Origin of the sequence: Paenibacillus hubeiensis (assembly GCF_032334105.1) — a bacterium.
GTDB lineage: Bacteria > Bacillota > Bacilli > Paenibacillales > Paenibacillaceae > Paenibacillus > Paenibacillus hubeiensis.
On sequence record NZ_JAVYAE020000001.1, the window covers coordinates 327,674 to 345,289 of the forward strand.

Genomic DNA, 17,616 nt, shown 5'->3' on the forward strand with positions numbered 1-17,616 from the left:
TAACAACTTGAAATCCAATACAGGCAAAAGGCTGTTCCAATATGCCCTAAAGGCCAAAGGCACGTTTATTGCCGCTCTGATTATGCTTACCATTGGCGTAGCGGCCGAGCTGGCAGGTCCCTTTATCGCCAAATCGATGATCGACAATCATTTGCTCGCGGTCGAGCAGCCATTCTATGAAACGACTGCCTCCTCGGAGGCAGCGGCCTACAACGGCAAATATTATAAACGAGAAGGCAAGTTTGAACCGGGCGAAGCCAAAGGTGCGGAAGTTCGCGTGCTTCAAGCTGGAACGAGCTTTTACTTTGTCAACGAAGCCGTAAGCACGCCCGATGGCGATCGCACCTACGCGGACGGCGTGCTGACGATTGCACGGGGAGGCGAGGTGGTCGGGCAATACGCGGCAGCGCCGTTATCTGCGGGTGAACTGTATGCCTTTTATAAACCGGAAATGCCCGGCATCTATGAACTGATCGTGTATTATCTGATTTTCCTCGTCATCTCCATTATTATGGAATTCGGCAAAACCTATTGGTTGCAATCTTCGGCCAACAAAGTCATTCAACGCCTGCGAAACGACGTATATGCGCATATTCAGCGCCTGCCGGTTCATTTCTTCGATAACCTGCCGGCAGGCAAGGTCGTCTCCAGAGTCACCAATGATACCGAAGCCGTGAAAGACTTGTTCGTGGCGGTATTGTCCAACTTCTTCTCGGGCATCATCACGATTGCAGGGGTGTATGTCGCCCTGTTCCTGCTTGACTTCCGTCTAGGTTTGATCTCGCTGTTCGTGGTGCCGATGCTGATTGCCTGGATTGTCCTTTACCGGAAGTTCGCCACCCGTTACAATACGATCATTCGTTCCAGGCTGAGCGAGATTAATGCCATCATCAACGAATCGATCCAAGGCATGTCCATCATTCGCGTATTCCGTCATCAAAAGCAAACCCGGCAAGAATTCGAAGATTTGAACGATGACTATATGAAACACCAGAACAAAATGCTGAACTTGAATGCCTTCACCTCGCACAATCTGGTCAACGTGATCCGGAACCTCGCTTTTGCGGTAGTGCTCTGGTACTTCGGCTCGAGCGTAGTGGGAGGCGGAACGAGCATCGTATCGCTCGGCGTGCTGTATGCGTTCGTTGACGTGCTCGGCCGCCTGTTCCAACCGATTATCGGCATGGTCAACCAATTGGCCAACCTGGATTCGTCCCTCGTGTCCGCAGGCCGTGTGTTCGAGCTGATGGATGAACAGGGGGAAGAGGTCACCGATGGCTCCATGCCAAGGTACAAAGGCAATGTCGTCTTTGACGACGTATCGTTTGCCTACAAAAAAGATTATGTGCTGAACAACATCTCGTTTGAGGCTTCGCAAGGTCAGACGGTAGCGCTTGTCGGCCATACCGGTTCGGGCAAAAGCTCGATCATCAACCTGCTGTTCCGTTTCTATGACCCGCAAAAAGGCAGGATCACGATTGATGGGCAAAACGTGAAAGACCTGCCCAAACAGTGGATCCGCCAACATATGGGCATCGTGCTGCAGGACCCTTATCTGTTCACGGGAACGATCGCTTCCAACGTCAGTCTCGGCGATGAGCGCATCAGCCGCAAGAAAATCGAGCAGGCGCTGCGCGACGTCGGAGCGGAACGTATTCTGGCACATCTGCCGCAAGGATTCGACGAACCCGTCATCGAAAAAGGAAGCACCCTATCCGCTGGACAGCGCCAGCTCATCTCTTTTGCCCGGGCGCTTGCCTTCGATCCAGCCATTCTTATTCTGGATGAGGCGACCGCCAACATCGACACCGAGACGGAGGCGCTGATCCAGAGCGCGCTGGAGGTGCTTAAAAAAGGACGGACGACGTTCATTATCGCCCACCGTCTCTCCACGATTCGTTCAGCGGACCAGATCCTCGTCCTGCATCGCGGCCGAATTGTTGAGCAAGGCGCGCATGATGAGTTGATGGAACTGAAAGGACGTTATTACCAGATGTATCAGCTGCAGCAAGGGGCGTCAGCCGCTCCTTCCGGGGACACCGAGCATCTCGGAAATCTGGCACAAGCCGTACCGGCTTCTGCTTCGTTCGCGGGTGGCAAGGCTTAATCTGCTTGAAATCCAACGAATGACCCGAAACAAAAAGACAAACCGCGTGATCCCTAACGAGGACCCAGGTTTGTCTTTTTGTGTTGAATTCAACGTATCTAACGGGAGGGGGACATCCATCCTTTCACCGTGTACCCCATGGTTAACACCGTTTCCCTTGCCAGAAAAGGCAGTTTGGTTCTCCACGTCTCATAAGCCGACGTACGCGTTGGCGAAGTAGCAGCATCCATGCCAAGCTGATGGGCCAACTTCATGGACCTCCTCATATGCAAGGGATCGCTAACGATGGTATACGTTTGAAATCCCGCTGCTTCTCCGACAGCAAGCGCGTAGATCAAATTTTCTTCCGTGACGGCGGACTCGGTTTCGATTTGAATTCGTGCAGGGTCTACCCCTTGCGCCAAAGCATAATCACGCCCCACCTCGGCTTCGGTGGGCAACCCTGGACCGGCGGAGCCGCCCGTAAAAATAAGATTACCGACCGTACCCTGCTTGTAGAGCATGATCGCATGGTCGATCCGGGCGCGAAATACGAGCGAAGGCTGATCGCCTGCAACGGCAGCGCCGAGGATGATGGCTGCATCGCTATGTCTTGCAGACTCCTCATCGGCGTAATCGACGATGCCCGCTGCCGTCACTGCCGTCCACAGGAATCCGGCCATGATTACGATGGCAAGGATGAGCGCAAATCGGCGGCGTTTGTGGTTTTTCTTATGGCTAAACCTGAGTTCATCGGTAGTCATGCTTCACTGCTCTTCCTTTTCTTGCGAATAATCACAATCACTGCAGCTTTCGGCATGCATGCGCTCAAGCCGCTGCAGTGCCGCCGCAGTCTCGGCGTTCAATCCCAGTTGGGCCAGCCAGGCTCCCGTATATTGCTGAAGGGTATGCTCGAGCTCCTGGGCGCGGTCCTTGAACTCTTCCAACTCTTTGATCATGCGTCCCCGGCCCTCCGGGCTGAACGTCTCGTGAATGCGTTCTTTGAAATAATGATGGACGATGCTGTTGCGTTGTTTCCATATGGCGTTAAGCTGCCGGGCCTCATCCTCCGAAAAATGAAAATGATGGCGTACTTCATGGATCAGTTGTCCCAGCGAGCTGCTCATTTTCCGTTCATACAGGTCTTCCAGTTCTTCGTCGGACATCCCCTTGCCCTGAGACATCTTGGTCAGCAAGATCAGATTGACCAACTGTTGTTCCAACGCCTGCCCGTAGTATACGGCCAGTCCATAATAAGCGAACAACTCTCTGGAATGTTCCCCGTCCAGCATGGTGCCTTGCGGAATGTCCGTGTGCGGCATGAATGGCCCCTTTCCTATCCCTGGATACGGTCTGCAGGAATCGATGATTCCTATATCGTAACCAAACCGGAAGCAACATTCAAGCTTTGAAGTATGCCAACTTATTGCTGCATATCCCTTCGTCCCGACATCCATAGATGAATGGCCAGCAGCAGCGCAGCATAACTTGTCGCCCACAGCGTCAGCAGCACCATCGTCCCGATCCCCGCATTCTCAAACAACATCATCTCCCGGATCAAGTAAAAAGCCGGTGGCAAAACAACGCTGATCCACTGCAGCGATTGCGGCAAATGATCGCTTAACGAGCCCTGCACATTCGATAGCAGCAGAACGGCAATCAACGCAGGCAGGCTTCGGCTGAGCAGCGGCACATATGACCTTTGAAAGAAAACGCTGATTCCAAGACCCAACATGCAGAGCGAAAGATGTCCCAGCCAAGCCATCGCCCACTCCCCGCCGGTTGGGGGACGTTCAAACATACCGGTCACAACCGGATAGAACACCGTGAGGGCTGCCAGCCCGCACTGCATTATCCCGGCGCAAAACAACTGCCCCCACGCCACCTTGCGTTTGCTTCCGGCGTGTATCGTCAACAGTTGCTTCTGACCCGCGGGTTCCGTGTTCATGACGGTCACGGCGAGCCAGGCTGCGCCGAAAAATAGCAGCATGGCCGTAACGCTATAGCTGTCGGCAACCGGGTTGGGTTTGTACGAGTAGATGAGCAGCATGCCAAACAAGTAAAATACAACCGGCGCAAAATACCGCTGTGAACGGATGTAGTGCTTCAACATGTAAACGGTCAACGCAGTCATCGGCAACCTCCGTCCATCGGGCTTGCCGCATGCACGCCGGAGGCATTGCACGATTCGTTGTCGTCATCCATGGCTGCCGGATGCTCGCCCTTGATCAATCGCTCCATATTCAATTGCTGACGTTCTTGCTGTACGCTCTCGATGGAACCGCCCGCATCGATCAGCATAGCGATGATCCGGTCCGAAGCATGGCGGGTTACCTTCCACACCCAGCGTCCGTCCGATGCCCCGCCGCCCGTTTCAGGCCGAACGTGCAGCACGCCTTCTTGCCCGGCCAACCGGATCGGTCCTTCGAATAGCTGGGACTGTACCGGATGCGGGAGCAGGCTATGAATATAAACGAGCGGAGCCTCTGGCAATATGAAGTCGGCACGCTCCCATCGGCGGATGATGTCCCCTGCTTGCAAGACGTCCACTTGATCGGCCAAGCGTTCGATAAACAATGGCTCATGACAGGCGGTAATGATGGAAGCCCCCGCATCCTTCCATTGCCTTGCGATGGAAATGACGGCTTCCTGAGCCGCTGCGTCAAGTCCCGACAGCGGTACGTCCAGCAGCAATAGCCCCCTTGGCCCGGCGAGCAGTGCCTGCAGCAAGTTGACCTTCTGAAGCGTGCCCTTGGATAACGAGGACATCTTCTGATCCAGTGCTCCTTCAAGGCCAAGCCTGTCACTCTGCTCATGAATGATTTTGCGCAATGCCCCGGGACGGATCCCTTGAATGCGCCCCATTTGCCACAGATATTCCCATGAAGTAAACGGCAACCGCACGAGCCGATCAGGCGCATACCTGACCGGGACTTCCCGTTTGCAATGCATCGTGCCCTGGTCGGGATTCAGCAATCCTGCGATGACACGCAGCAGCGTGCTTTTGCCGGAGCCGTTTCTCCCGACCAGCACGATGCATTGTCCTTCATGCACTTCCAAATCAATATCTTTCAATACTTGGGAACCATCGAGTCGTTTGCCCACCTGCCGAAGCGAAATCAACCTTTTTGCGTCATTATACGCTGCTGTTCGGTTCATGGCCAATCCGGGTCACATCCGTTCGGGAGCCTGAACGCCAAGCAGATACAGGCTCCGGGCCAATCGCTCGGCCGTGCATTCGGCCAAAGCGATGCGGAATCGACGCACTTCCGGCGCAGCATCGGCAATTCGTTCCGCATGATAGAAGCGGTTGAAGGCTTGTGCTGCATCGATGGCGTATTTGGCAATCACGGACGGCTCGTTGCGTTGAACGGCTTTTTCCAGATGCTGCGGATATTCGGACAACAATTTGAGCAGCGTCCATGCGGCATCGCCGATCTCTTCCGCTCCCGGTTGCTCCTGTCCTGCTTCCGGCGTTGCGGCGGAATCGTCGTCCCGCTCCAGGCCAGCAACCACTTTCGCTTTGGCAAGCACGCTATGGATCCGCGCATGGGTGTACTGCACGTAAGGCCCGGTCTCACCTTCAAAACTTACGGCATCCTCCAACGAAAAGTCCACGTCGTTCAAGCGATTGTTGCGCAGGTCCCCGAACACGATGGCTCCGACGCCGACGGCTTCCGCCACGGCTTGCGCATTGGCCAATCCCGGGTTTTTCTCCTGAATGATGCGGGAGGCGCGGGCAACGGCCTCGTCCAGCACCTCCTGCAAGAAAACGACCTTTCCGCGGCGAGTGGACATTTTGCGTCCCTCAAACCGCATCAATCCAAACGGAATGTGCTCACAGTGAGCGGACCATTTATGCCCCATTCGCGAAAGCACCGCAAACACCTGCCGAAAATGCAGCTTCTGTTCCCCGCCGACCACGTACAGCATTTTGTCAGCCTTCATCACATCATGGCGATAAACGGCCGTAGCCAGATCCCGGGTAGGATAAATGGTGGTGCCGTCCTGCTTGATGATCAGGCATGGCGGCATGTTCTCTTCATCCAATCGCACGACGAGCGCGCCGTCGCTCTCTTCCAACAAACCTTTGTCCCGCAGTTCCTCGACGACGGCACCCATCTTGTCATTGTAAAAGCTTTCGCCGAGCGTATAATCAAATGCCACATGCAAGCGTTCGTACATGCGGTCGAATTCCTTCATGCTGACTTCCACGAAAAAGGACCACAATTTACGGGCTTCTTCATCCCCCTGTTCCAACTTGCGGAACCACTCGCGTGCCTCGGTCTCCAGGGACGGATCCTGTTCCGCCTCCTCATGGAACCTGACATAGAGCTCCAGCGACGTCCGAATTGGCTCTGCCAGCAAAGCCTCGTCATCTCCCCAACGCTTATATGCGGCAATCTGTTTGCCGAACTGGGTTCCCCAGTCTCCTAAATGATTCACGCTGACAGGGGCATAACCTGCCTCTTGGTACATCCGATACAGCGCAGCCCCAATCACCGTGGAGCGCAAATGCCCGATGCCGAACGGCTTCGCGATATTGGGAGAAGACATGTCAATGACCACTCGCTCGCCTTGACCCAGATCCAGCTTGCCAAATCCGGGCTTCATTAATTCGTTCAACATGGACGCAGCCGCTTCGACTCTGTTAAAACGAATGTTGACATATGGACCTGCACTGACGGCTTCGATCCCGCTGCCTTGTAACGACTCCGCGATCGAAGCTGCGATGGCTGCCGGAGCTTTTCGAAGCGATTTGGCCAATGCAAAGCAAGGAAAGGCCAGATCACCCATCTCCGGTTGCGGCGGCACCTCCAGCATATTCTGTACTTCCATTTCGTCCAATCCCGTCAAGGGAGACAACAACAGCGCTGCCTGTTTCTTTAACATGTTAACCACTCCTTAATCGTCATCACTTCCCCGGAAAACAGAAAAGCCCTCGTCTCCATATCAGAGACGAGAGCTGTAATCACAGTTCCCGCGGTACCACTCTAAGTAAACAACACGCCTGAACCTCGTTCAGGAGTTCGCTGTTCCGCTCGATGCGAGTAACGGTCGCCAACCGGATCGCCCTCTTCCGCTGCCGCCCCATTTTACGCAAAACAGCACTGTTCGGACGACCATCTCACGGGTGCGGTTCGCACAGGTCACGGCATACCGGCTTCCACCCGCTCCGGCTCGCTGTCATGCATGATTCTGGTTACTCTCCCGATCATCGATCATCATCAATATGCAATTCATTTCCATCATTATACAGACCATGTGCCGGTTTGGCAACCGTCCTCCGCGTTCTATCTCGCGAAAGCCATAAGGAAACAGCCTGGGTGCATTCAATCCGTCTCCGCGCTGGCTCCGTGTATCGCCATCCGAAAAAAACGCATCGTCATGTTACTCTGCTGTGCCTTCCAATGCGAGCAGCTGCTCGCGAATGGCCCCCTGCTCAAAATGCTCCCCGATGAATACGGCAACGTTGGGTACCTGTCCCTGCGGATTAATTTTCATGTAATCCGATTCCTGATAGGCATACTGGAACCAGAACCGGCTCGCCGTATCGCTGAACGTTAAAATCCCTTTTGCACGATATACGTCCCGTGGCAGATTCGCAACAAAGCGTTCGAACGCTTCGCTGTTGACGGGTTTGGTAAAGTAATGCGTATATACCATCACATGTTCGTGCGAAGCATGCGCTTCATGCCGATGACCGGCATGATCGTGTTTGTCATGACCATGACTGCAGCCGTGCAGCGCACATTCGGCGGTATGCACATGCGAATCCGCCGATCCATGATCGGAATCGGGTTCGTTCCCCGTCAGAGATCGGGATGGGCTCTGCACGCCTGTTCCCGCACGCAGCAGCAAGTCCATGTCCACTTGGCATTTCACCGTGCCGATGACGGGAGCATACGCATTCCATTTCGCCAGCAATTGCTGCAGCTCTTCAAGCTCGCGGTCGTTGACCCGGTCCGTTTTGTTCAGGAGCAGCACGGATGCACAGCGAATCTGGTCCTGCATCAGGCGGAACGTCTTCCCCTTCTGCTCCGTATGAAGGCCCCATAGGTGCGCGGCATCCACTACGGTGATCAGGCTTTTAAGCTCAAGGCGCATGTACAGCGACGTTTCCGTCACACCGTCCAAAATTTCCATCGGATTGGCAGCACCCGTCGCTTCGATAATGATGACATCCGGCGACTCGGTCTGAATCAATTCCGATAGCTGAAGTCCAAGGTCCCCGCGCACGGTACAGCAGATGCAGCCCCCAAGCATTTCGGCCATGGGCACGGATTCGTCGACGACCTGGCCATCCAGATTCACTTCGCCCAATTCGTTCATGATGACCGCCGGCCGCAATCCTTGCTTTTTCCAATGCTCCAGCAATTGAACGAGCAGCGTCGTTTTGCCGCTTCCGAGAAATCCCGACAATATGTATACAGGAACGGATCGATCCTGACTTTGATTCGATGGTTGATTGTTCATTGTTTGCACCTCTCTCACGAACTATATAGGTTGAACCAATGATTTTTACACAGAGACACTACGCGGTCAGAACCATCTTCCGATCGCTGTTATCCCCAGATTTCTTTGATCCCCTTTTTCAAGGGGAAAATCCGGTGATCAGCCTATGCTTCCGATGCAGCTTTCTTACAGAAAGCTTTTAAGCGACCGCTTCGCTTCTCCAGATTCTTTCTGCCCTCTTCGTTATCGTGTAAATTTCCGGTTCAATCTATATAGCACAGTTTCATCGCATGATTTTGCCATCCTAGCGAGTGTACACCAACCCCGGCAGCCTGCGCAACATGCAAACGGAAGCGAGCTTCATTGCCTGATGTCCAATAATCGTCTATGCTATGGGGATACAGCCTATTAAGGAGAGGATAACAAGGATGAGCACTTCCGTGGAACAACATCGCCAAGAAGCTCCGGATTCAGTCTCGTGTATGATCGTAACCGTATCGGATACGCGAACCAAAGAAACCGACGCGAGCGGTCAGCTGATGCATCAGCTTTTGACCGAAGCAGGCTATCAGGTCGTCGAATATTTGATTACGCCGGATGAGACAGAGCGCATTCAGGCCATCCTGCAGGATGCGTCTGTGCGGGATGATATCGAAGCGGTTCTGATGAGCGGCGGAACAGGTATTGCGCCGAGAGATACGACGTATGAAGCCGTATCTTCGCTGCTGGATAAGGAACTGCCCGGATTCGGGGAAATCTTCCGCTTCCTCAGCTATACAGAGGACATTGGTTCTGCCGCCATTCTTAGCCGGGCCGTCGCCGGAACGATCGGCCGCACAGCCGTTTTTTCCATGCCTGGCTCGAGAGGGGCCGTCAAGCTGGCCATGGAAAAAATTATTTTGCCCGAGCTGCGGCATGTCATGCGCGAAATATATAAACCCGTCTGACAAATCAGACGGGTTTTCGTAATTCGCACAGGGGATCCCTCTGTTTAATGGATCTGATCCAGCACATGATGGAACACGTCGAGAACCTCTTTTTCGTACCGGTCCCTCTCGCCCCCGCCAGCTGTATAAACCATGGCAACATGCCCTTTGCTCAGCATGGTCGTATGTCCCAACACATTGTCCACGTTTGCCTGGTCACCGGCATGACCTACCATTTCATACATTTCCGCAGATCTCATGCCAGCATCGCGAAATATATGCACCTTGACCACATGCCGACCATCCCCATCAAGCAAAGCCATATAGGCAACACCGCCTTGACCGTCATCTGCTGTCATCGTGTTCATAAGCTTGATGCCTTTGGCCGAGAATTCCTTCTCAAGCTCCTCCAAAAGAGGCCCGTTTAATCCTTGGCCTTGATTTTGCGCCCGTATATTGCCTTCCTCTGCCGACTGTCCGGAATATATTTTGCGCTCCTGCTTCAGCGAAGAAGACGAACACGCTCCCAACATGACCAACATGCATATTCCCACTAGAATAATGGCTGATCGCAGCCGTCTTCCCTTTCTTGCTTTTGCTCGTTTGCTGCATTGCTTGAAATCCATGCCTCTCTTCCTTTCCAGCGACCTGAATCGGTACACTTCGGGTAGAGTTAGCATGCCTGCTGTCCCATCGTTTTATTCCATCGGCGGCTCCGTCATCGTGTTCAGCACGGATCGGCCCACTGCCCCGCCTTTCAGAATCGTTTCGAGCGTCTGGGGCAGTTGTGCCCAGGAAATCTCTTGAATGCCGAGCTCAAGCGCCCGTTCAGGCTTCCATTGCCCGCCGAGCAGCTTCCAGATCCGTTCCCGGCGCTCCATCGGACAATACACGGAATCGATCCCGATCAACTGCACGCCGCGCAGAATAAAAGGAAACACGCTCGATTCGAACGACGGCCCGCCCGTCAATCCCGATACGGCAGCAGCTCCGCCATAACGGACGTGCTTCAACCGTTCAGCCAGCCCCGCTCCTGCGGTCGGATCTACGATCCCGGCCCATAACTGTTTCCCAAGCGCTCCCTTGGCCGGTGCGTCTGCTTCTTCCCTTGAGATGACATGCGCTGCCCCGAGCCGTTTCAGCAGCGGTTCCTGCTCTGCCTTTTTCCCCGTGCTCGCCGTCACCTCAAAGCCTAACCGTGAGAGAATCGCAACGGCCATGCTGCCGACGCCGCCCGTGGCGCCCGTAACCAACACCGGCCCCATAGCCGGTTTCACGCCAGCATGCAGCAATGCGTCCACAGAGAGGGCCGCTGTAAAACCCGCCGTGCCGATCGCCATCGCTTCCTTCTCGCTTAATCCCGGAGGCAGCGGCACAAGCCACTCACTGCTCAGACGCGCATATCTGCTGAATCCCCCGAAATGGGAAACCCCTGGTTCATACCCCGTACTAATGACCCGGTCTCCGGGAGCAAAGCTGCCGCTGACTGATTCTTCGACGACCCCCGCGATATCGATGCCCGGAACCATCGGATAATGGCGTACCACTCCACCTTTCTCAGCGGCAGCAAGGCCGTCTTTGTAATTGACGCTCGAATACTGGACGTGTACGCTGACGTCGCCGTTCGGCAAATCTTCTTTCCGGAGCTGCTCGATCGCTGCGTGAACGCGGCCCTGCTCATCCTGACGTACGACATAAGCTGGAAACGATGTATTCATAGAGATCTTCTCCTTATATTTTAAATGATGGACTCATGGACTGCTTCTGTTACTTTCATCCCCTGGCAGCACCGGATTGAAACATTTCAGGCATTGCCGGGTTTTCCCGGGAAATGTTTCGCAGGGTGGAATCAAGGGATAGTATACCGTACTTTGCGGAGTCCCCGTCCATGATTTTTGACACATATCAAAAAGGCATGACCCCTAACAAGCTTTCAGGTCATGCCCAGCCTTGATTATTAAAACTCTTCCTGCGAATGCACATGCTCCGCAATCAGCTTCTGCTTCATGTTCCACGCCGCAGGGCTGATGTTCACGCGATAAATCTCCGGATTGAGTTTGCGCAAATATTCCGGCCAGAACAGGTCAAGCTGTTCTTCATGATATCTGCGAATGTCATCCAGCGTAGGCAGTTCATAAACCTGCTGTCCATCCACGAAGATGGGCTCCAGCATGTTGACCGCTTCATAGCGGGTTACCGTCTTTTTCAGATAAGGGTGAAGTGGATTGAACAGTTTGAGCGGACCGCCCTGAACCGGCTGTTCTTCTCCGGGATAACAAATGTAGTCGGCAATGGCTTTGCCATGCTTCGGGTCGACGATTCGAAAAACTTCCTTTTTCCCCGGCGTCGATACTTTTTCCGGATTTGCGGATATTTTGATCGTCGGCAGCATGCCGCCTTCCACTTCACGCTCCACCAACTTGTATACACCGCCGAGCGAAGGCTGATCCGAAGCCGTGATCAACTGCGTACCCACACCCCATGTGTCGATACGCGCGCCCTGAGCCTTCAGGTTAAAGATCGTGTTCTCATCCAGATCGTTGGAAGCCACGATTTTTACGTAGTCCAATCCAGCCTCATCCAGCATCTGTCTGGCTTGAATCGACAAATAAGCAAGGTCTCCGCTATCAAGACGAATAGCGTTCATGCGTTTGCCTTGGCTTTCAAGCATTTTGGCCGTCTTGATCGCATGAGGCACACCGCTGTTCAATGTATCGAATGTATCTACCAGCAGCGTGACTTGATCGGGCATGACTTTGGCATACACATCAAAAGCTTCCTGCTCGCTCATGAACGTTTGCACCCAGGAATGGGCATGCGTTCCCGCCGTCGGGATGCCGAAGCGCTCTCCCGCCAACATGTTGGACGTGGCATGAAAGCCGGCAATATATGAAGCGCGCGCTCCCCAAATGGCCGCATCCGCCTCCTGTGCCCTGCGCGTGCCGAACTCCAGGAGAGTGTCCTGATTCGCCACCCGTTTGATCCGGGATGCCTTGGTCGCAATCAATGTCTGATAATTCATGAAATTAAGGATGGCCGTCTCCACCAACTGTGCCTCCATAATGGAGCCCTCGACCCGAATCAACGGTTCGTCGGGGAAAACCAATGCTCCTTCTTTCATGGAATGAATGGTTCCCTTGAATGAAAACTGAAGCAGTTCCTCAAGAAAGCCCGGATCGTAGTTTTCCTGTTGTTTGGATAAATATTCGATGTCCTCCATCGTAAAGCGAAGCTGGCTGATATAATTCACAATGCGTTCCAATCCGGCAAATACGGCATAACCGTTTCCGAAAGGAAGCTTGCGGAAGTATGCTTCGAACACCGCCTTCCGTTTGTGAGTTCCATTGACCCAGTGCGCATACATCATGTTGATTTGATACTTATCCGTGTGTAACGCCAGGCTAGTCTGCATTTGTCTCATCCTTTCCGACTTCCGCTCATGTCCATGGATCCTGTCCACAAACACGGGTCATCATGGTGGAGACTCTATCCTGTTGCTGTATGTCCAAACAACAATCGAGTCTCCGCTAACATGGTTTGTTTTAAATCAAATCATTGGCCCTGTCATCGTTTCTGACATGCATGCCGGCTCATGCTTCATTCATTGGCTGCCAATACCGTCTCTCGCGCTTGAATGACCTGAGCCCCAAGGCTGGAACGGAAATGTCCGAGCGCCCACTCATGTCCCCCAGGGTTGAAGCTGGCCACGGCGTCCTCAAATACCGTAATGTGAAATCCTTTGTTATAGGCGTCCACGGCCGTATGAAGCACGCATATGTCCGTACACACCCCGATCAGAGCAATGTCCGTAATTCCTCGTTCCCTCAGCTTTAACTCAAGATCGGTCCCGCAAAAAGCGCTATATCTCGTTTTGTCCATCCATCGAATTTTCGACTTGTACTGTTCCATGACCTCTGCAAGGTGTCCATACAACTCCCGTCCTTTCGAACCGCGGATATTGTGCGGCGGAAACAACGCCGTCTCCGGATGATATGGATCATTCTGTTCATGCAAGTCAACGGCCATCACCACTTCATGACCATTCCGGCAATACGTCTCGGTCACTGCAGCGACAGTCTCAGCGATGTCCACGGCCGGCTGGCCTACGGGCAATGCTCCCGTCACAAAATCATGCGTGAAATCAATCACGATCAATGCTTTCATTCGTCCACACTCCCTTGGTTTGAGGTAGGTACATGAACTTCGTCATTGTGACCGTTCTTGCCAATTATGTGTAAATGGATAAACGCGGCACAAGCTCGGTGAACCGATACAGCTGCGCCGGACGCTGCGAATACTGATTGGAGCTTAGCAAATTGCCTTCCTCATCCCTGACCTCTTCGACGATGCCTTTGCGACTGCGCGTCGATGTGATTTTGCGAATGAAGTTGGGCTCTTCGAAATCCGGTACGACGCTCTGGATCACCTGATACAGTTCGCTAAGCGTAAATTCGCGGGGCAGGAATTGCCTTGCAATGGTCGTTTCCAGCATCTGCTGCTGAATCCGGTGATACGCATCCTCAATAATGGTCCGGTGATCGAAACCAAGCTCCAGCTCATGCAATGCCTCCTGAATCGTAAACAGGCCTACCTCCTCGGCATCATCGGCCGCCTGGCGGTGTTCCAGCATCCATTCTTCGACCAATGCGAAAAATGCATGGGAGATAATCCATCCCCTTGGATCCCGACCCGGCTGGCTGTACACATTCAAGTATTCCAGGTGACCGCCGTCGACGCCGGTCTCTTCCATCAATTCCCGCTTGGCGGCGTCATAGATGGATTCATTCTCCTGGCAAAAACCTCCTGGAAGTGCCCATCTGCCGGCAAAAGGCCAACCTTTGCGTTTGATGAGCATCACTTTCAATTCCCGAATCGGCAACGTTTTGGTTACCGTTCTGCGTTCCCGCTTGGTCAAGGTAAACATGACGATATCTGCGGGCACGCCGTCCGGGGTACGATATTTTTTGGAACTATAGGCACGCGCCATTTCTTCATCGTTCTCAGCATTGAAGTGTTCGTTGTTTTCGCTCATGGGCACCACCGACTATTTTCATTTTGATAATTTCATTATGACATAGTAATACCGTTTGTCAACCATTTGATTGCTGATCGGGCTTTTTTGTACGCGCGACGCGAAACGTTGCGGTAGCCATGCACCCGAGCGTACCGGCTTGGTCATGGATTTCCGCCTGGGTTGTAATGCTTCGCCCTGCTTGATGCAATACGGTTGCCGTAACCGTCAGCTCCCCCTGATGCATGGGTGCCAGAAAGTGCACGTTCAGGTTGGTTGTGACGCAGCTGTCCACGTCCATCGCCGCAGTAGCTACCATCCCCATCGCCTGATCCATCAAAGAGGTCAGCACGCCTCCATGGATGATGCCCATGGAATTGGTATGCTGCTCGCCGGCCGTCAGCGCGATCTGTACTTCGCTTTGACTCCCTTTTATATAACGGCAGCCCAGGAATCCCCAGAACCGGCCGCTGCCTTCCTCCACCATTTTATCCAAAATGCTCATATTTGATTTCTCCTTCATAGCACCTTCGTCTGTTCATTCTTGATGCATTCGTTTTCCGATATGAACAAAAAGGCACGGACCGCGTCCGCACCCTTTCCATTTTTTAACCGCAGCTGCTCGGCGGCGAGTCCGTGCCTGCCTCCACATTGACTTTCTCGGAAACGGTATCCCGGATCACGGAAACGACCAGCTGCAGCAAATAGTTGATGTCGCTTTGGCTTTGCTGGAATTCGTTGACCAACGGAATACTATCCAGCTCATCCTGAAGCTCTTCGATCTCCTGCTCGATTTTGCTCACCATGGCCGCATTTTTGAAACTTTCGAAGGCTACGATTTCCTTCTGTTTTTTCTTGATGTTGGCGATCAGTTGCTGAATGCGTTCATGGTTTTGGATTTTGGCTTCAGCCTGCTGGAATTGCTTCACTTCCTCGCTGGTTCCGATCATACTGGCCAACTCTTTGGCTTTTCTCATAATGTCGTCGCGTATGACCAGATCGCGCGTATCGTACGTCGGCATACCATAACGGTTATATTGCACTTGTTCTTGCGCCACTGTAATCGCTCCAATTCGTATGAGATGAGGCAAAATGAACGGTTCTTTCTCCCACCAGTCCGCTACGGTTACGGATCGTTCTTCCGATCGCTGTTGTCCCCGAATTTCTGAATCTATGTTGCTCAAGGTTGAAATTCGGTGACAAAGGCGAGCGCTCTCGCTTCCTCCGTCTCCTCCGCTGCGTGCGCTGGATTCCAACTTCAAACACGTTATTTTGCAGGGTGGTAATGTATATTTACTGATTCGCTGCAACCGGATCGGTGAGCAGGTTACCCCGGATATAGAACGTCATCGGGTCGGTGATTTCGACCTGCACAAACGTCCCGATCAGATCTTTTGAACCTTCGAAATGCACTAATTTGTTGCTGCGTGTGCGTCCAGCCAGTACGTTGGAGTTCCGTTTGCTCTCGCCTTCGACCAATACCTCAACCACTTTGCCGCGCTGCTTCTCGTTGCTGCGGTGGCTGTATTCGTTGATCGTTTCGTTCAAGCGTTTCAGGCGCTCCTTCTTGACTTCCATCGGCACATTGTCCTCCATTACCGCAGCCGGTGTTCCTTCGCGCGGAGAATAGATGAACGTATAAGCAAAATCATAACCTACTTCGCGCACGAGGGAAAGCGTGTCCTCGAACTGTTCGTCCGTTTCTCCAGGGAAACCGACGATAATGTCGGTGGTCAGCACCACATTCGGGATCGCTTTCTTGATTTTGTGAGCCAGGTTCAGATAGTGTTCCCGCGAATACTTGCGACTCATGCGTTTAAGCACTTCTGTGCTGCCGGATTGCACCGGAAGATGAATATGCTCGACCAGATTGCCCCCCTTGGCGAGAACTTCGATCAGATCGTCGTCAAAATCGCGCGGATGGCTTGTCGTAAAGCGAACGCGGGGAACGTCGATTTTGCGGATGTCGTCCATCAGGTTCGCGAAGCTGTAGTTTATATCGGTAAAGTCTTTGCCGTAAGCATTGACGTTCTGCCCCAACAACGTAATTTCCTTGAAGCCCTGCCTTGCCAGGTCACGCACCTCGGCAATGACGTCTTCCGGTCTGCGACTTCTTTCCTTGCCGCGCGTATACGGAACGATGCAATACGTACAGAACTTGTCGCAACCATACATGATGTTGACCCATGCACGCATGCCTTCCCGTTTTTTCGGCAGGTTTTCGATGATATCGCCCTCTTTGGACCACACCTCAACGACCATTTCCTTGCTGAACAGCGCTTCCTGAATCAGATGAGGCAAACGGTGCACGTTATGCGTACCAAAGATCATGTCCACAAAACCATGCTTTTGCATGATGCGGTTAACGACGCCTTCCTCCTGGGACATGCAGCCGCACACCCCAAGCAGCAAGCCTGGACGTTCGGTTTTCAACGTTTTGAGATGACCGAGCTCGCCAAACACCTTGTCCTCTGCATTTTCGCGAATCGCACATGTGTTCAGCAGGATGATGTCGGCTTCCTTGCGATCTTCCGTTGCCTGGTAACCCATGGATTCGAGCAGACCTTTAATCGTCTCCGAATCATGCTCGTTCATCTGGCATCCATAGGTGTAAACGATATAATGTTTGCCTTCGCCGATATGCTTCAATTCATCCGGGACGGCATTGTCGTAAAGTACCTGGATGTCTTCCTTTCCCCGCTGTTTCTCCTGACGATGATTCGGTTCGGACTTGATCGTAATGTCCCGGCCGCGAATCCGAATTTTTTTGCTGAATTCATCTTGTGAAATTACTTTGGCATCGGAGAAATCAAAATATCGGGAGTAATCCTTTTTCGAATCTTTAGCCATGCCTGCGGTCACTCCTTACAGCCTCTATTCATATTCATTAAAATCCGTTATACCATATGGATCGGTGTTCTTTGCACCCGTTATACAACAAAAGAGCATTACGTCAAATTATAACATGGTTTGGACCGCAGTTCCATACGCAAAGCCTGCCGCCTCTTGTATGGCTGGGACGTAACGCCTCATCTGTACAACGCCGAAGGAAGGAGTGCTTGAACCTCGTTTGGTTGCGGCATCGGTCTTCCTATAAGCAAAAACCCGAGCTTTCCATAACATCGGTCTTCGACCGT

The 17,616-nt window shown here is 53.0% G+C and carries 16 protein-coding genes; 2 read left to right on the forward strand and 14 right to left on the reverse strand.

Features of this window, described 5'->3' with window-relative positions; genetic code table 11:
* The first annotated feature begins 7 nt into the window (after nucleotides 1–7).
* Nucleotides 8–2,107 (forward strand): ABC transporter ATP-binding protein, encoded by a 2,100-nt coding sequence (locus RSX24_RS01530; protein WP_343259502.1) that lies wholly within the window; start codon nucleotides 8–10, stop codon nucleotides 2,105–2,107.
* A gap of 98 nt (nucleotides 2,108–2,205) precedes the next feature.
* On the opposite strand, the gene RSX24_RS01535 is transcribed toward RSX24_RS01530, so the two are convergent.
* The 6 genes from RSX24_RS01535 to RSX24_RS01560 all read right to left on the reverse strand — a co-directional run bounded on the left by RSX24_RS01535 (nucleotide 2,206) and on the right by RSX24_RS01560 (nucleotide 8,563).
* Entirely contained in the window at nucleotides 2,206–2,850 is a 645-nt protein-coding gene (locus RSX24_RS01535; RefSeq protein WP_343259503.1) for a YdcF family protein, read from the reverse strand.
* Between the two features lie 3 nt (nucleotides 2,851–2,853).
* Nucleotides 2,854–3,408, reverse strand: a complete 555-nt coding sequence (locus tag RSX24_RS01540; RefSeq protein WP_339277531.1) for a hypothetical protein — start codon at nucleotides 3,406–3,408, stop codon at nucleotides 2,854–2,856.
* A gap of 101 nt (nucleotides 3,409–3,509) precedes the next feature.
* Nucleotides 3,510–4,220: a hypothetical protein gene (locus RSX24_RS01545; RefSeq protein WP_236417191.1), complete on the reverse strand. Its 711-nt coding sequence runs from the start codon at nucleotides 4,218–4,220 to the stop codon at nucleotides 3,510–3,512.
* Entirely contained in the window at nucleotides 4,217–5,245 is a 1,029-nt protein-coding gene (locus RSX24_RS01550; protein WP_343260055.1) for an ATP-binding cassette domain-containing protein, read from the reverse strand. Before RSX24_RS01550 ends, RSX24_RS01545 begins: the two co-directional genes overlap by 4 nt.
* A gap of 12 nt (nucleotides 5,246–5,257) precedes the next feature.
* Complete coding sequence (gene argS, locus RSX24_RS01555) at nucleotides 5,258–6,979, reverse strand: arginine--tRNA ligase (protein ID WP_343259504.1); 1,722 nt, start codon at nucleotides 6,977–6,979, stop codon at nucleotides 5,258–5,260.
* Nucleotides 6,980–7,477: 498 nt separating this feature from the next.
* Nucleotides 7,478–8,563, reverse strand: a complete 1,086-nt coding sequence (locus RSX24_RS01560) for a CobW family GTP-binding protein (protein ID WP_236417188.1) — start codon at nucleotides 8,561–8,563, stop codon at nucleotides 7,478–7,480.
* Nucleotides 8,564–8,970: 407 nt separating this feature from the next.
* Here RSX24_RS01560 and RSX24_RS01565 point away from each other — a divergent pair, with 407 nt between their 5' ends.
* A complete protein-coding gene (locus RSX24_RS01565) occupies nucleotides 8,971–9,489 on the forward strand; it encodes a MogA/MoaB family molybdenum cofactor biosynthesis protein (protein WP_236417186.1) in 519 nt (172 codons plus the stop codon).
* Between the two features lie 44 nt (nucleotides 9,490–9,533).
* Here the strand turns inward: RSX24_RS01565 and RSX24_RS01570 are convergent, their stop codons facing one another.
* The 8 genes from RSX24_RS01570 to miaB all read right to left on the reverse strand — a co-directional run bounded on the left by RSX24_RS01570 (nucleotide 9,534) and on the right by miaB (nucleotide 17,329).
* Nucleotides 9,534–10,094: a hypothetical protein gene (locus RSX24_RS01570; RefSeq protein ID WP_343259505.1), complete on the reverse strand. Its 561-nt coding sequence runs from the start codon at nucleotides 10,092–10,094 to the stop codon at nucleotides 9,534–9,536.
* Between the two features lie 72 nt (nucleotides 10,095–10,166).
* Nucleotides 10,167–11,186 carry an acrylyl-CoA reductase family protein gene (locus RSX24_RS01575; RefSeq protein WP_343259506.1) on the reverse strand — a complete coding sequence of 340 codons (1,020 nt, stop codon included), beginning with the start codon at nucleotides 11,184–11,186 and terminating at the stop codon, nucleotides 10,167–10,169.
* Between the two features lie 239 nt (nucleotides 11,187–11,425).
* Nucleotides 11,426–12,880, reverse strand: a complete 1,455-nt coding sequence (locus RSX24_RS01580; protein ID WP_236417181.1) for a nicotinate phosphoribosyltransferase — start codon at nucleotides 12,878–12,880, stop codon at nucleotides 11,426–11,428.
* A gap of 185 nt (nucleotides 12,881–13,065) precedes the next feature.
* The gene (locus RSX24_RS01585) at nucleotides 13,066–13,632 is read right to left on the reverse strand and encodes a cysteine hydrolase family protein (protein ID WP_343259507.1); all 567 of its coding nucleotides are present in this window, start codon (nucleotides 13,630–13,632) and stop codon (nucleotides 13,066–13,068) included.
* 64 nt (nucleotides 13,633–13,696) lie between these two features.
* Complete coding sequence (locus RSX24_RS01590; protein WP_236417178.1) at nucleotides 13,697–14,500, reverse strand: NUDIX hydrolase; 804 nt, start codon at nucleotides 14,498–14,500, stop codon at nucleotides 13,697–13,699.
* 58 nt (nucleotides 14,501–14,558) lie between these two features.
* Nucleotides 14,559–14,984: a PaaI family thioesterase gene (locus RSX24_RS01595; protein WP_236417175.1), complete on the reverse strand. Its 426-nt coding sequence runs from the start codon at nucleotides 14,982–14,984 to the stop codon at nucleotides 14,559–14,561.
* Between the two features lie 103 nt (nucleotides 14,985–15,087).
* Nucleotides 15,088–15,501 carry a YlbF/YmcA family competence regulator gene (locus RSX24_RS01600; RefSeq protein WP_438286764.1) on the reverse strand — a complete coding sequence of 138 codons (414 nt, stop codon included), beginning with the start codon at nucleotides 15,499–15,501 and terminating at the stop codon, nucleotides 15,088–15,090.
* A 271-nt stretch (nucleotides 15,502–15,772) separates the two neighbouring features.
* Entirely contained in the window at nucleotides 15,773–17,329 is a 1,557-nt protein-coding gene (gene miaB / locus RSX24_RS01605) for a tRNA (N6-isopentenyl adenosine(37)-C2)-methylthiotransferase MiaB (RefSeq protein WP_236417173.1), read from the reverse strand.
* Between the last annotated feature and the right edge of the window lie 287 nt (nucleotides 17,330–17,616).